This is a genomic window from Pseudomonas sp. CCI3.1 (genome assembly GCF_034313985.1).
In the GTDB taxonomy this organism is placed as follows: Bacteria; Pseudomonadota; Gammaproteobacteria; order Pseudomonadales; family Pseudomonadaceae; genus Aquipseudomonas; species Aquipseudomonas psychrophila.
In genome coordinates, this window is sequence record NZ_JAVIWO010000001.1 from 3,506,514 (window position 1) to 3,520,997 (window position 14,484).

Below are 14,484 nucleotides of genomic sequence, written 5' to 3' on the forward strand. Positions count from 1 at the left end.
TCTGAATGGAGTCGTTATGGTTGACCGGCACGACTATGTGGCTCTTGAGTGGGTCAAAGGCGAAATTGCTCATACACTGAAACAGGCCCGAGTGGCACTGGATGCCTACGCGCAACAGCCTGCCGCCGACACGCTGGAGCAGTGTCTGGCCTGTATCCATCAGGTGCATGGCAGCTTGCTGATGGTCGAATTCTACGGCGCAGCCTTGCTGGCTGAAGAGATGGAGCAACTGGTTGTTGCCTTGCGAGAGGGCCGCGTCAGCCAGCTTGAGGAAGCCCTGCGGTTACTGCAGCAAGCGTTCAGCCAATTGCCGTTGTACCTGGACCGTGTGCACAGCGCCCGACGCGATTGGCCATTGGTGGTGTTGCCATTGCTCAATGACTTGCGCAGCGCCCGTGGCGAAGCCCTGCTCTCGGAAACCAGCCTGTTCAGCCCGCCCTTGCAGGTATTGCCCCCACTGGACCAGACCGCCCTGGCCCGTTTGCTCCCGGCTGACTTGCCCCGTGAGCTGCGGATTCTGCGGCATACCCTGCAGACCGCGTTTCTGGGTTTGCGCCGTGGGGAGGCCGTGCAGGCCAATCTGGAAATAATGGCTGGCGTGTTCGCGCGGCTTCAAAGCCTGTGCCTGGGGTCGCCTCTCAACGCATTGTGGAAAATAGCCGCAGCCCTGGTCGACGGCATGCTTAAAGGCCGCGTGCCCAACAGCCCGGCTCTGCGCAGCCTGCTTAAAAAGTCTGACAAGGAGCTCAAGCGCCTGCTGGAGCAGGGCATCGAGGCCATTAACCAGCCTGCGCCCGAAGAGCTGCTCACCAGCCTGCTGTTTTACATCGCCAAGGCCGAGCACCCGACTTCGAAAATGCTCGCCTTGAAGAACCATTACGAACTGGACCAGGCCATGCCCGATGCGGCGATGGTCGATGAGGAGCGCGCGCGATTGGCGGGCCCTGACCGCGACGCGATGCGCTCTGTGGTCGCGGCCTTGTGCGAAGAGCTGGTGCGGGTCAAGGAACGCCTCGATCTGTTTGTGCGCAGCGACCGCTTGCACGTCTCGGAGCTGAGCAGCCTGATGGCACCGTTGCGTCAGATCGCCGATACCCTGGCGGTGCTGGGGTTTGGTCAGCCGCGAAAAGTCATCATCGACCAACTGGCGGTGATGCAGAGCCTGGCCCAGGGCCAGCGCGAGCCTACCGATGCGGTGTTGATGGATGTCGCGTCGGCCCTGCTTTACGTCGAAGCCACCTTGGCTGGCATGGTCGGCAGCGTTGAGCCTTCGCAGCGCGAAGAAAGCCGTTTGCCCACGACCGACTTGATGCAGATCCATCAGTTGGTGATCAAGGAGGCGCGCATCGGCCTTGAGGACGTCAAGGATCTGATCACTGACTACCTGACGGCAGGCCACGACCGCGTGCACCTGGAGCCACTGCCCGCATTGCTGACACAAATTCGTGGCGCGCTGGCGATGATCCCTCTGAGCCGCGCAGCCAGCCTGCTGCAAGCCTGCCATGACTATCTGTGCGAGCGTCTGCTGCAGGGCCCGGACACGCCCACCGAGCAGCAACTGGATCATCTGGCAGAAGCACTGACCAGCATCGAGTATTACCTCGAACGTCTGGCCCAAGACCCGGGTGCAGCGGGTGAACGGGTGCTGGATTGGGCCCAAAGCAGCCTGGCCAGGCTGGGTTATGTCCCGGCTGTATCCCCCGCTCCTTCGCTCGATGACGTGCCCGGCCCGGCAGAACAACAGCAGATGCCGGATCTGCAGGCACAAAGCCTGGCCGACGTGCTGGCGAGTCCGCTGTCTGCGCTCAATCCGCCTGCCCGGCACATGCCCGCCAGTTTGCTGCCACCGCCGGTTGATGAAGAACCGCTGGATGAAGAATTGCTGGAAGTCTTTCTGGAAGAGACCGACGAAGTACTGATCACCCTGCACGATTGTTTGCCGCAATGGGTCGCCAATCCGGCGGACAGCGCCGCACTGGCTGAACTGCGGCGCGGCTTTCACACCCTCAAGGGCAGCGGGCGTATGGTGCGTGCGCTGGTGCTGGCGGAGTTGGCGTGGGCGGTCGAAAACCTGCTCAATCGGGTCATTGAGCGCAGCGTGGCACCGTCCCAGGAGATCTATCAACTGCTCGAAGACGTGCTGGTGATGCTGCCCGAGTTGATCCAGGCGTTTGCCGAGCAAAGCCAGCGTCAGCGTGAAGATGTCGACCAACTGGCCGTTCGGGCACAGCGCCTGGCCAAAGGTGGGCCGCAGCCGCTATTGATCGCGCAGGACACCAGCCATTTCGACCCGCAGCTGCTGGACATCTTCCGACAGGAAGCGCAAACCCACCTTGAGCGTCTTGATCGTTTTCTGGATCGGGCCCAAGAGCAAATGCCGCTGTATGCCAGCGACGATTTACAACTGGCCATGCACACCCTTAAAGGCAGCGCGCACATGGCGGGCGTGGTGCACATGGCCGAACTGGCTGCACCACTCGATCATCTAGTCCGTGAATACAAGGCCCATCATCTTGCCCTTGGGCAGGATGAAATCGAGCTGTTGAGGGAGGCCGACGTCTTGATGCATCGCGGCCTCAAGCAGCTTGATAGCGACCCGCTGGCCGACATCAAGGGCGCCCGCTCACTGATCGAGCGCACCGAGCGCCTGATAGCCACCCGCCTTGAGACCCTGCTCAATACGCCCACCAGCAGTTGGGTGACCCAGCGCGACCCGCAACGGATTACCGAGTTTCTGGGCGAGAGCATGGACATTCTGTTTGATGCCGAAGACCTGCTTAAAAACTGGCATCAGAACCCCCAGCAGCGCGAGGGGCTCGATACCCTGTTGGACCAACTGACGGGCCTGGCCCAGGCCGCACACGTGCTTGACCTGCAGCCCATTGATGCATTGTGCGAAGCCTTGCTCGACCTGTATGGGGCTGTTGAAGAAAGCAGCCTGGCGGCCAGTGAACGGTTCTTCGAGGCGGCCGATGATGCTCAGGAAGGGCTGATCAACATGCTTGATCAACTGGCGGCGGGGCAGGAAATCATCCCGCAACCGGAGCTGATCCAGACCTTGCATGCGCTGCTGCACGAAGGGTTGGCGCCTGATGCTACGGGGCTGATACGCCGTGATGGCGGCCAGACGCTGGACATCACCGAGCTGGGTGCCGCCACCGAGCAGTTGGGCGCGGGGCAGGACGATGATGTCGACGAGGAAATTGTCGAAATCTTTCTCGAAGAGGCGGTGGATATTCTCGACAGTGTCGGGCAGGCCTTGCAGCGCTGGCTGAGCGCCCCCGACAGCCTGGCGTCCCTGACGTCCTTGCAGCGCGACTTGCACACCCTCAAGGGCGGGGCGCGCATGGCCGGGATCGAGCCCATTGCCGATCTGGCCCATGAGCTGGAGCACTTGTACGAAGGCCTGCTGGACCGGCGCCTGAGTGAAAGCCCGGCGTTGCGCCGCTTGCTTGAGCGCAGTCATGAACAACTGGCGCAGCTGCTTGAGCAGCTCAAGCACAAGCAGCCGTTGAGCGAGTCTTATGAACTGATCGAAGCTATTCGCGGATTTCGTCTTTACAGCCATTCGCCTGTGGAGCCGAACAACACCGAAGCCGAGCCCAATGTCGCACTGAACACGGGCGACCCTGAGTTGCAGGATATTTTCCTCGATGAAGCTTTCGACATCCTTGAAAGCTCGGGCACGGCGTTGTCGCGATGGCAAGCCGACCCCCAGAACCACCTTGAAGTCGAAAACCTGCTGCGTGACCTGCACACCCTCAAGGGCGGCGCGCGGATGGTTGAGGTCGCTGCCATTGGCGACTTTGCCCACGAACTAGAGACTCTCTTCGAAGATATTTCAGTGGGCTTGCTGGCACCCAATGCCGAGTTGTTTGTATTGCTTGAACGTTGCCATGACCAGTTGGCGCAAATGTTTGATGCGTTGCGCAGTGGCCAGCCGCTGCCTTCGGCCCAGGCCCTGATGGAGAAAATCCGCAGGATTGAACGCAACACCCGGCAGGAAGCCCCCGCAGCGACCAAACCGGAGCCTGTGGCGCCGCCATTGCCCGAAGGTGAGCGCACGGGGCTGGACACCCTCAAGGTGCCAGCAGAGCTGCTGGAAGACCTGGTCAACCTGGCGGGCGAAGCCTCGACCATTCGCGGGCGCGTTGAGCAGCAGGTCAACGATGGCCAGATCGCCCTCAACGAAATGCAGACCACCCTTGAGCGGATGCAGGACCAACTGCGTCGTCTCGACAGCGAAACCCAGGGCCGTCTGCACAGTCGCTCCCACACCGAAGCCGATGGCGTGGCTTACGACGAATTTGACCCGCTGGAGATGGACCGCCATTCCCTGCTGCAGCAACTGTCCCGCGCGTTGTTTGAATCGGCCTCGGACTTGCTCGACCTCAAGGCCACCCTGGCGGCGCGTTATCAGGACGCCCACGGCTTGTTGCAAAAACAGGCGCGGGTAAACACCCAATTACAGGAAGGCCTGATGGGCACCCGTATGGTGCCGTTCGAGCGCGTATTGCCACGCCTTAAGCGGGTCGTGCGTCAGGTGGCCAGTGAGCTGGGCAAGCAGGTCGAATTCAGTGTGATCAACGCTGAAGCCGAAATTGACCGCAACGTGCTTGAGCGCATGGTTGCGCCGTTGGAGCACATGTTGCGCAACGCGGTGGACCACGGCCTTGAACCTGCAGACATCCGTCACGCCAGCGGCAAGCCGGAGCAGGGGTTGATCAGTCTGGAGCTGTCGTACGAAGGTGGCGACGTGGTGTTCGACATGCATGACGATGGTGCCGGTGTACCGCTTGAAGCCGTGCGCCGTAAAGCCATTTTGCGGGGCCTGCTGGACCCGCAGGTGACGATCAGCGACCGCGAGGTGTTGCAGTTCATCCTGCAGCCGGGTTTCTCCACCGCAGAAAAAATCACTCAGATCTCCGGGCGCGGCGTCGGTATGGACGTGGTCCACGAAGAAGTGCGCCAGTTGGGCGGCAGCATGACCATCGACTCGGTCGCCGGGCAGGGCGTGCACTTTCAGATCCGCCTGCCCTTCAGTGTCTCGCTCAACCGGGCGCTGATGGTGCAATGCGCCGACGAGCAGTACGCCATTGCGCTCGACACTGTCGAAGGCATCGTGCGGGTCATGCCCAATGAGCTGGAGGGGTATTACCAGCTCAACCCGCCGTTGTACCACTACGGTGGGCAAACCTACGAGTTGCGTTACCTGGGCGAGCTGCTGCAAACCGTGGGCAAGCCCAAGCTTGTGGGCGAAAGCCATTCGTTGCCGGTGCTGCTGGTGCATTGCCAGGATCAGCGCGTGGCGTTGCAGGTCGACGCGCTGGATGGCTCACGAGAAATCGTGGTCAAAAGCCTCGGCCCGCAATTTACCGGGGTGCAGGGGTTGTCGGGTGCGACCATTCTGGGAGATGGCCGGGTAGTGCTGATCCTCGATCTGCTGGCCTATATTCGCGCCCACCAGGCGCGTCAGCCGTTGCAGCGGGCGCATCACGAAGCGGTCGGCGCGCTGGAATTCACCCCCGCCGTGCGTCCGACGCTGGTGCTGGTGGTGGACGATTCGGTCACCGTGCGCAAAGTCACCAGTCGGCTGCTGGAGCGCAACGGCATGAACGTTATCACCGCCAAGGATGGGGTCGATGCCATGAGCGTACTTGAAGAGCACATCCCCGACCTGATGCTGCTGGACATCGAGATGCCGCGCATGGACGGCTTTGAAGTTGCCACCCGCGTGCGCAACGACCCGCGCCTCAAGGACCTGCCGATCATCATGATCACCTCGCGCACCGGGCAAAAACACCAGAACCGTGCGATGGCTATTGGCGTCAACGACTACCTGGGCAAACCGTATCAAGAGTCGGTGTTGCTGGAACGCATCACCTACTGGAGCAAGTTTCATGCTTGATCATCGAGTGGGTAGCCTGACCGGCTTGCTGCTGCCGCTGGCCGACCGCTACCTGCTGTTGCCCAACGTCGCCATTGCCGAGCTGATTGGCTGGCAGCGCGGCGACCCCAGCAGCGACTCACCACCCTGGCACCTGCGCCAGATCACCTGGCGCGACCACGAATTGCCCTTGATCAGCTTTGAAGCCGCCTGCGGCAATCCCATTGTGATTGGTGATCGAGCTCGTATCGTCGTTCTCAACACGCTGGGCGGCGACCCTCATCTGAAATTCATCGCCATGGTGGTGCAAGGCATTCCGCGCTCTTATCGCCTCGACAGCCAACTGAGCTTTGTCGACGTACCGCTCAGCCCGCTGGAGCGTGCGGCGGTGCAAGTGGGGGACCATGTGGCGAAAATCCCGGACTTGCTGGCGCTGGAGAAATTGGTGCGCGGGGAATAACGCCTGTAGATACTCTATTGCCAACCGGCCTGTTTAGAGAAATGTGCTTCGCTAAACAGGTCGGCCTGTAGGCCGCCTCGGCGGGCCGTTGATCTTGTTTTTGCACTGGTTTTTGATCTGCCTGCCCACGGAGCGGGACCGGAGTGAGGGACACCTGAGCGCAGCGAGGGCCGTACGCTGGGGCAAGGCCCAGTCTCGGAAACGTCGGGCAAGGGAAAGGGATCGCTCTTATAAAATCCGCTTTTATGGGGCACATTTGCCCGTGATTCAAACACTGCGGTCTGCCATTCAAAGCGCAGTGAGGCCATCGCGAGCAGGCTCGCTCCCACAGAGGCTGAGCAAGGCTGGTTTTCGACGATCGCCGCATTGCCCTTTAACTTCGCAACCTTGACCCTTATCTAGTAACCGGGTGACACAGTCGCACTGTCAGTTCTTGAGGATGTTGCACATGTATCACGGTGAAAAGCTCAACGCCTGGACCCATCTGGTGGGTGCGGTTGCGGCAGCAGTGGGCAGTATCTGGTTGTTGGTAATGGCGTGCCTCGATGGCAGCCCGCAAAAGATTGTGAGTGTGGCGATTTATGGTGTCACGCTGGTGTTGTTGTACAGCGTATCCACCGTGTACCACAGCGTGCGCGGGCGCTCAAAGGTGATCATGCAGAAGTTCGATCACCTCTCCATTTACCTGTTGATCGCGGGCAGTTACACGCCGTTTTGCCTGGTCACGCTGCACGGGCCGTGGGGCTGGTCGCTGTTCGGGATTGTGTGGAGCATGGCGGTGATCGGCATGTTGCAGGAGATCAAGCCACGCTCCGAGGCGCGCATCCTGTCTATCGTGATTTACGCGGTGATGGGCTGGATTGTGCTGGTGGCCGTCAAGCCGTTACTCGCGGCGCTGGGCACCGCGGGCTTTATTTGGCTGGCCACGGGCGGAGTGATGTACACCGTGGGGATTATCTTTTTTGCCCTGGATCATCGTCTGCGCCATGCCCACGGCATTTGGCACCTGTTCGTGATTGCCGGCAGCCTGCTGCATTTTGTGGCCATCGCGCATTACGTGATCTGACTCAGGGCCGCTGAGCGTCTGGCGTGGGTTTTTTGGTGTCGCTGCGCACCTGCGCATGGCTGATCAGGGCAAAGATAAAGCTGCCTCCGATGATATTGCCGGCCAGGGTCGGGCCGGCGAAGATCACCCAGAAGTCCTTCCAGGGCAGTTCGCCGGCGAACACCAGATACGACACTTCAGCCGTACCAACCACAATGTGGGTGAAATCGCCCAAGGCCATCAGGTACGTGATGAGGATGATGATCCACATCTTTGCGCTTTCCATGGACGGGATCATCCAGACCATGGTGGCGATCATCCACCCCGAAATGATGCCCTTGGCAAACATCTGACTCGCGTCGTTCTCCATGACCTTGCGGCCAATTTCAAGAAAGGCCTTGTCGGTTTGGGTGTCGAAAATCGGCAGGTGCAACATGACGTAGGCCACCAGCAGAGTGCCTATCAGATTGCCGACCAGTACCACTGACCACAATCGCAACAGGCGGCCGAAATTGTTCAGCGTGGGTTTGCTCATGATCGGCAGTACGGCGGTGAGGGTGTTTTCGGTGAATAGTTGCTGGCGGGAGAGGATGACCGCTAAAAAACCTGCGCAGTAGCCGAAACTGGCGATGACCTTGAAGGCTTCGCCGCTGGGCAGTCGAGAGTTGAGCAAACCCATGGCCATAAGCGACAGGCCCATGGTGAGCCCGGCAGCCAGGGCCGACCAAAACAATGCAGCGATGCTGCGCTCCAGTTCCTGATCGCCCTGCAAACGAATGATTTCGTGCAAAACGGCAGCGCGTGGTGGCTGGTTTTTGGTGACGTCGTGCTCTTCTTCAGCCGACAGGTTGGGGGTCTTGCCGGATTTTTTCGTGTCCATGAGCTTCATGACCGTTGCGTGTTTAAAGATACGACACGCATGGACTGTAGCTGTTCACTCAAAACCTGTAGTCGCTGCCGAAGGCTGCGATGGGGCCGATGGGCCTCCAATTAAACGGGTTGCTGCGCAACCCTACGCAGCCTGCGGCAGCGACTACACAGGTCAGGCATCACGCCTGCTCGTCATCCTGAAACTGGTCTTTGACGTATCGGATCTCGGTGCGTCCGTGGGGTGCCGGCAGGCCGTCCTCGCCCAGGTTGACGAAGACCATCTTGTCGACCGTCAGGATGCTTTTGCGAGTGATCTTGTTACGCACTTCGCAAGTCAGGGTGATGGAGGTACGTCCGAATTCAGTGGCGGTGATGCCCAGCTCGATGATGTCGCCCTGGCGTGAGGCACTGACAAAGTTGATTTCGGAGATGTATTTGGTGACCACGCGCTGGTTGCCCAGTTGGACGATGGCGTAAATCGCGGCTTCTTCATCGATCCAGCGCAGCAGGCTGCCACCGAACAGGGTGCCGTTGGGATTGAGGTCTTCGGGTTTAACCCATTTACGGGTGTGAAAATTCATATTCGCTCCTGACCGTCTTGCCTTAGATGCCGGCCATGATGTCAGACCACGGCACTTAGCTCTATTAACCTTGGACTATGGTCTCGATAGGGTCAAAGAAAAAGCCTTGGGATCACTTGTCCGGATGGCTATAATAGCCCCCGCTTCAAAACGGTCATTTCTACCCAGTACCGTTCCCGCCACCTGTCCGAGGGGCGCTGCAGCAGGTTCAACCTGTCAGGCTCGGATGGGGCGTTGTTTGTTCAGGGTCCCCTGTTCAGGCACTAAACGCACAACGGCGCCCATTCGCGATTAAACGAATGGAGGCTCTTGATGAGCGCTGTAAACACGCCTGCAGGTTTTACCGACTATAAAGTCGCTGATATGTCCCTTGCCCAATGGGGCCGTCGCGAAACGTTCATCGCCGAGTCCGAAATGCCAGCCCTGATGGGTCTGCGCCGCCGTTATGCAGCAGAACAACCGCTCATGGGCGCGAAGATTCTGGGCTGCATTCACATGACTATCCAGACTGCCGTACTGATCGAAACCCTGGTTGCCCTGGGTGCCGAAGTTCGTTGGTCCTCGTGCAACATCTTCTCGACTCAGGATCAGGCTGCCGCCGCTATCGCTGCTGCCGGTATCCCAGTGTTTGCCTGGAAAGGCGAGACTGAAGAAGAGTACGAGTGGTGCCTTGAGCAAACCATCCTCAAAGATGGCGAGCCTTGGGATGCCAACATGATCCTCGACGACGGCGGCGACCTGACCGAGCTGCTGCACAAGAAATACCCGGCCATGCTGAAAAAGATCCACGGCGTGACTGAAGAAACCACTACCGGTGTACACCGTCTGCTGGACATGCTGGCCAAAGGCGAGCTGATGATCCCTGCGATCAACGTGAACGACTCGGTCACCAAAAGCAAAAACGACAACAAGTACGGCTGCCGTCACAGCCTGAACGATGCCATCAAGCGTGGTACTGACCACCTGCTGTCCGGCAAGCAAGCGCTGGTCATCGGCTACGGTGACGTGGGCAAGGGTTCGGCCCAGTCCCTGCGTCAGGAAGGCATGATCGTAAAAGTGTCGGAAATCGACCCGATCTGCGCCATGCAAGCGTGCATGGACGGCTACGAAGTGGTTTCGCCGTTCATCAACGGCCAGAACGACGGCACTGCTGCCAGCATCGACGCTGCGCTGCTGGGCAAGATCGACCTGATCGTGACCACCACCGGTAACGTCAACGTGTGCGACAAAAACATGCTGGCTGCGCTGAAAAAACGCGCCGTAGTGTGCAACATTGGTCACTTCGACAACGAAATCGACACTGCTTTCATGCGCAAGAACTGGGCATGGGAAGAAGTGAAGCCACAGGTTCACAAGGTTCACCGTACTGGCCTGGGCGAATTCGACCCACAGAACGATGACTACCTGATCCTGCTGGCCGAAGGTCGTCTGGTTAACCTGGGCAACGCCACAGGTCACCCAAGCCGCATCATGGACGGCTCGTTCGCCAACCAGGTTCTGGCCCAGATCTTCCTGTTCGCCCAGAAGTACGCTGACCTGCCTGCCGAGCTGCAAGCCGAGCGTCTGACTGTAGAAGTTCTGCCGAAGAAGCTGGACGAAGAAGTGGCCCTGGAAATGGTTCGCGGCTTCGGTGGCGTTGTAACGCAACTGACCAAGACTCAGGCCGACTACATCGGCGTGACCGTCGAAGGCCCGTTCAAGCCAGACGCTTACCGCTACTGATTAAAAAAGGCGGTCAGGCTTGCACTGACCGCCTTTTTTTTGTGTGAAAGTTCAGCGTCAGGGGGCGTTATAAACCCCCCTTCGCGTACGCAAGGGTATTCCCATGTCTCAAGACCGTCGTTTCAGCTTCGAGTTCTTCCCGACCAAGACCGATGCTGGACATGAAAAGCTGATGAATACGGCTCGCCAACTGGCGACCTATAACCCGGATTTTTTCTCCTGCACCTACGGTGCCGGTGGCTCGACCCGCGACCGCACGATCAATACCGTGCTGCAGCTGGAGAGCGAAGTAAAAGTGCCTGCTGCACCGCACTTGTCGTGCGTGGGTGACAGCAAGGCCGATTTGCGTGGCCTGTTGGCCCAGTACAAGGCAGCGGGCATCAAGCGTATTGTTGCACTGCGTGGCGACCTGCCTTCGGGTATGGGGATGGCCAGTGGTGAACTGCGTTACGCCAATGACCTGGTGAGCTTCATTCGTGAAGAAACCGGTGATCACTTCCACATCGAAGTGGCCGCGTACCCGGAAATGCACCCACAAGCGCGCAATTTCGAAGACGATATCAACAATTTCGTGCGCAAGGCCCATGCGGGTGCTGACAGTGCGATCACCCAGTACTTCTTCAATGCCGACAGCTACTTCCGCTTTGTCGAGCGTGTTGAAGCTGCAGGCGTGATGATCCCTGTTGTGCCGGGCATTATGCCGATCACCAACTACAGCAAGCTGGCTCGATTCTCTGACGCTTGTGGCGCAGAAATCCCACGCTGGATTCGCAAGCAACTTGAAGCCTACGGCGACGACACGCAGAGCATCCAGGCGTTTGGCGAGCAGGTGATCAGCGAAATGTGCGAGCGCCTGCTGGATGGCGGCGCCCCGGGGTTGCACTTCTATACCCTGAACCAGGCTGATCCTAGCCTGGCGATCTGGAACAACCTGAAGCTGCCGCGCTGATCCACCATTGTGGGAGCGGGCTTGCTCGCGATGCATACGACGCGATCCCTTGAAAGACCGCAGCGATACCATCGCGAGCAAGCCCGCCCCCACGCGGGTTTAAAACCGTTCAGCAGCATGAAATCGGCGCGCCGTGATTGCTCTGTTATACTCCGGGCTTTCCGCCAGGCTTACGCCCGGCCGCTCGTCCTTGTACAAGCCACTCAACCCCGCTACTGCGCAGCTCTTGCCCGCGCGAGCGGTGCGCATGAGCCTTGTGGACTGGAGCAGGACCGGACGGGATTGCGTCATCTTAAACGCCATTCACGCCAGGCAAGACTATCCCTTTGGGCCAAGCCCTAACTAGAACAGGATTTCTCATGTCCTTTGCTTCCCTCGGTCTCTCCGAGGCTTTAGTCCGCGCCATTGAAGCTGCGGGCTATACCGAGCCTACTCCGGTGCAACAGCGGGCCATCCCCGCCGTGTTGCAAGGTCGCGACCTGATGGTTGCGGCTCAGACAGGTACTGGTAAAACCGGCGGCTTCGCTCTTCCGATCCTGGAAAAGCTGTTTCCCAATGGCCACCCGGACAAATCCCAGCGCCACGGCCCACGCCAACCACGCGTGCTGGTCCTGACTCCTACCCGCGAACTCGCCGCCCAGGTGCACGAGAGCTTCAAGCTCTATGCCCGCGACCTGAAGTTCGTCAGTGCTTGCGTGTTCGGCGGTGTGGGTACCAACCCTCAGGTCCAGGCTCTGGCCCGCGGTGTTGACGTACTGGTTGCTTGCCCGGGTCGGTTGCTCGACCTGGCCGGTCAAGGCAGTGTTGACCTGTCCCACGTTGAAATACTGGTGCTCGACGAAGCCGACCGCATGCTCGACATGGGCTTCGTCCATGACGTGAAAAAAGTCCTCGCGCGTCTGCCGTCCAAGCGTCAAAACCTGCTGTTTTCGGCGACGTTCTCCAAGGACATCACCGATCTGGCCGGCAAGCTGCTGCGTAACCCGGAACGTATCGAAGTTACGCCACCCAACACCACGGTCGAGCGTATCGAACAGCGCGTTTTCCGTCTGCCTGCCACCCACAAGCGTGCTTTGCTGGCGCACTTGATCACTGCAGGCGCCTGGGAACAGGTTCTGGTCTTTACCCGTACCAAGCACGGTGCAAACCGTTTGGCCGAGTACCTGGACAAGCACGGCCTCAGCGCTGTGGCCATCCACGGTAACAAGAGCCAGAACGCACGAACCAAAGCCCTGGCCGACTTCAAAGCCGGTGCCGTTCGTATTCTGGTAGCGACCGATATCGCCGCTCGCGGCCTGGATATCGATCAGTTGCCACACGTGGTCAACTTCGAACTGCCAAACGTCGATGAAGATTACGTTCACCGTATCGGCCGTACTGGCCGTGCCGGTCGTTCGGGTGAAGCGATCTCGCTGGTTGCTCCGGACGAAGAAAAACTGCTGAAAAGCATCGAGCGCATGACCCGCCAGAAAATCGCTGATGGCGATCTGATGGGGTTTGACTCCAGCAGCGTCGAGGCCGAAAAACCTGAAGTCCGCGAGCGTCCGGATGTACGTAACCCGCGCAACACGCCGCGCGGTCCACGTGGCGACGGTCCGGGTAACCCGGGCGGTGGCGGCGGTCGTAAAGACAAAGGCAAGGAAAAGAGCAAAGAGAAGCCGGCTGCTGCTGCTCGTGGCGAACGCCCAGCTCGTGAGCAAAAGCCACGCGAAGCTCAGCCTGCCCGTGAACAGCGTCAGCCAGCCCCTCGTTCAGACGCCAATCGTGCGCCGGACGAGTTCCGTGATGACGATGTGGATAACTTTGGTAACCGCGCTGATTACGTCAGCCCGTACCAGAACAAAAACAACCAGAGCCGTGGTCGTCGTCCGGGCGCTCCTGCAGCGGGCACTGGTTCGGGTGCAGCACCTGCCGCGCGTACCGGTGGCCGTCAAAACGCCCCGCGTACCGGCACCGGCGCGAGCACTGGCACCCCGCCAGCCAAGCGCAGCGGCCCACGCAGCGGCGCTCCACGTGACGGTCAGGCCCGTCGCGAAAACCGTCCGGCCCGTGACGATGCCCGTCAAGAGCCAGCGGTTAAAGGTCCACGGGAGAATCAGCCGAAGATCATGCACAAAGAGTCGAAAAGCGATCGCTTCCCGACGCCTGAGCAGCTCGATCAACTGCCGAACCGCCCTCGTGGCGAGAAGCCGGCACTGCTGACTCGCAACCGCTAAACACTGTGAGAGCGGGATTGCTCGCGATGGCAGCAACGCGGTCTATTGGTTAGAACGCGTTACCAGTCTCGCTGGCGAGCCAGCTTCCACAGATAAGAAGCGCAAAAAAACGCCCCGGCTTTCGCAAGCCGGGGCGTTTTTTTTAGCCGTGTAAAAGCGCTATTACTTAGCCTTCACGCCTTCCAGCGAGATGTCCAGGGTCAGCGTCTGATCCTTGCCTGGAGATTTAATGCCGAAGTCGTTCAGGTTCACAGTGGTGGTCGCGTTAAAGCCAGCGCGTTCGCCACCCCATGGATCCTTGCCTTCGCCGTTGAACGTTGCCTTGAACGTTACTGGCTTGGTCACGCCGTGCAGGGTCAGGTCGCCCGTCACGTCAGCTGTCTTGTCGCCAGTCGGGACAACTTTGGTCGACTTGAATGTCGCTTCCGGGTACTTGCTCACGTCCAGGAAGTCTTTGCTGGCGATGTGCTTGTCACGTTCTGCGTGGTTGGAGAACAGGCTGGCGGTTTTCAGGGTGACATCAATTTTGCTGTCGGCAGGCTTGGCTGCATCCCACGAGAACGTACCGCTCCAGTCCTTGAAAGTACCGTGAATGAAGCTGAAGCCCAGGTGGCTGACTTTCCAGTCGATAAAGGCGTGCTGGCCTTCCTTGTCGATGGTGTAGTCAGCAGCCATGGCCTGACCTGCGGTCAGCAGTGCAGTACCGAGAGCGAGCGCAGCGAGGGTCTTTTTCAACATGCTTTCTTTTCCTTTT

At 59.5% G+C, this 14,484-nt stretch carries 9 protein-coding genes and 1 riboswitch; of the genes, 6 read left to right on the plus strand and 3 right to left on the minus strand.

Annotation, left to right across the window (positions count from 1 at the left end; translation table 11 throughout):
- Window positions 1-16: 16 nt before the first annotated feature.
- From RGV06_RS16055 to trhA, 3 genes are all read left to right on the plus strand, one after another.
- Complete coding sequence (locus tag RGV06_RS16055; protein WP_322150487.1) at window positions 17-5,908, plus strand: Hpt domain-containing protein; 5,892 nt, start codon at window positions 17-19, stop codon at window positions 5,906-5,908.
- Complete coding sequence (locus RGV06_RS16060) at window positions 5,901-6,347, plus strand: chemotaxis protein CheW (protein ID WP_046810389.1); 447 nt, start codon at window positions 5,901-5,903, stop codon at window positions 6,345-6,347. The genes RGV06_RS16055 and RGV06_RS16060 overlap by 8 nt, the downstream gene beginning before the upstream one ends.
- A 448-nt stretch (window positions 6,348-6,795) precedes the next feature.
- On the plus strand, window positions 6,796-7,413 hold the full coding sequence (gene trhA, locus RGV06_RS16065) for a PAQR family membrane homeostasis protein TrhA (protein ID WP_019828014.1): 618 nt from the start codon (window positions 6,796-6,798) through the stop codon (window positions 7,411-7,413).
- A gap of 1 nt (window position 7,414) precedes the next feature.
- On the opposite strand, the gene RGV06_RS16070 is transcribed toward trhA, so the two are convergent.
- Both RGV06_RS16070 and RGV06_RS16075 read right to left on the minus strand, forming a co-directional pair.
- Window positions 7,415-8,272 carry a formate/nitrite transporter family protein gene (locus tag RGV06_RS16070; RefSeq protein WP_037032665.1) on the minus strand — a complete coding sequence of 286 codons (858 nt, stop codon included), beginning with the start codon at window positions 8,270-8,272 and terminating at the stop codon, window positions 7,415-7,417.
- A gap of 169 nt (window positions 8,273-8,441) precedes the next feature.
- A complete protein-coding gene (locus RGV06_RS16075) occupies window positions 8,442-8,843 on the minus strand; it encodes an acyl-CoA thioesterase (RefSeq protein WP_019828012.1) in 402 nt (133 codons plus the stop codon).
- A 183-nt stretch (window positions 8,844-9,026) separates the two neighbouring features.
- A riboswitch (S-adenosyl-L-homocysteine riboswitch) is annotated at window positions 9,027-9,133 on the plus strand.
- Between the two features lie 22 nt (window positions 9,134-9,155).
- Here RGV06_RS16075 and ahcY point away from each other — a divergent pair.
- The 3 genes from ahcY (at window position 9,156) to RGV06_RS16090 (ending at window position 13,730) form a co-directional block, all read left to right on the plus strand.
- On the plus strand, window positions 9,156-10,565 hold the full coding sequence (gene ahcY, locus RGV06_RS16080; protein WP_322150491.1) for an adenosylhomocysteinase: 1,410 nt from the start codon (window positions 9,156-9,158) through the stop codon (window positions 10,563-10,565).
- 103 nt (window positions 10,566-10,668) lie between these two features.
- On the plus strand, window positions 10,669-11,514 hold the full coding sequence (metF, locus tag RGV06_RS16085) for a methylenetetrahydrofolate reductase [NAD(P)H] (RefSeq protein ID WP_046809475.1): 846 nt from the start codon (window positions 10,669-10,671) through the stop codon (window positions 11,512-11,514).
- 359 nt (window positions 11,515-11,873) lie between these two features.
- Window positions 11,874-13,730, plus strand: coding sequence for a DEAD/DEAH box helicase (locus RGV06_RS16090; protein WP_322150493.1), 1,857 nt, complete (start codon window positions 11,874-11,876; stop codon window positions 13,728-13,730).
- 162 nt (window positions 13,731-13,892) lie between these two features.
- On the opposite strand, the gene RGV06_RS16095 is transcribed toward RGV06_RS16090, so the two are convergent.
- Window positions 13,893-14,468 carry a YceI family protein gene (locus tag RGV06_RS16095; protein ID WP_019828007.1) on the minus strand — a complete coding sequence of 192 codons (576 nt, stop codon included), beginning with the start codon at window positions 14,466-14,468 and terminating at the stop codon, window positions 13,893-13,895.
- Between the last annotated feature and the right edge of the window lie 16 nt (window positions 14,469-14,484).

Coding starts and splice junctions, on each gene's coding strand:
- trhA (WP_019828014.1), top strand. CDS start 6,796: ATGTATCACGGTGAAAAGCTCAACGCCTGGACCCATCTGGTGGGTGCG.
- metF (WP_046809475.1), top strand. CDS start 10,669: ATGTCTCAAGACCGTCGTTTCAGCTTCGAGTTCTTCCCGACCAAGACC.
- RGV06_RS16095 (WP_019828007.1), bottom strand. CDS start 14,468: ATGTTGAAAAAGACCCTCGCTGCGCTCGCTCTCGGTACTGCACTGCTG.
- ahcY (WP_322150491.1), top strand. CDS start 9,156: ATGAGCGCTGTAAACACGCCTGCAGGTTTTACCGACTATAAAGTCGCT.
- RGV06_RS16075 (WP_019828012.1), bottom strand. CDS start 8,843: ATGAATTTTCACACCCGTAAATGGGTTAAACCCGAAGACCTCAATCCC.
- RGV06_RS16090 (WP_322150493.1), top strand. CDS start 11,874: ATGTCCTTTGCTTCCCTCGGTCTCTCCGAGGCTTTAGTCCGCGCCATT.
- RGV06_RS16055 (WP_322150487.1), top strand. CDS start 17: ATGGTTGACCGGCACGACTATGTGGCTCTTGAGTGGGTCAAAGGCGAA.
- RGV06_RS16070 (WP_037032665.1), bottom strand. CDS start 8,272: ATGGACACGAAAAAATCCGGCAAGACCCCCAACCTGTCGGCTGAAGAA.
- RGV06_RS16060 (WP_046810389.1), top strand. CDS start 5,901: ATGCTTGATCATCGAGTGGGTAGCCTGACCGGCTTGCTGCTGCCGCTG.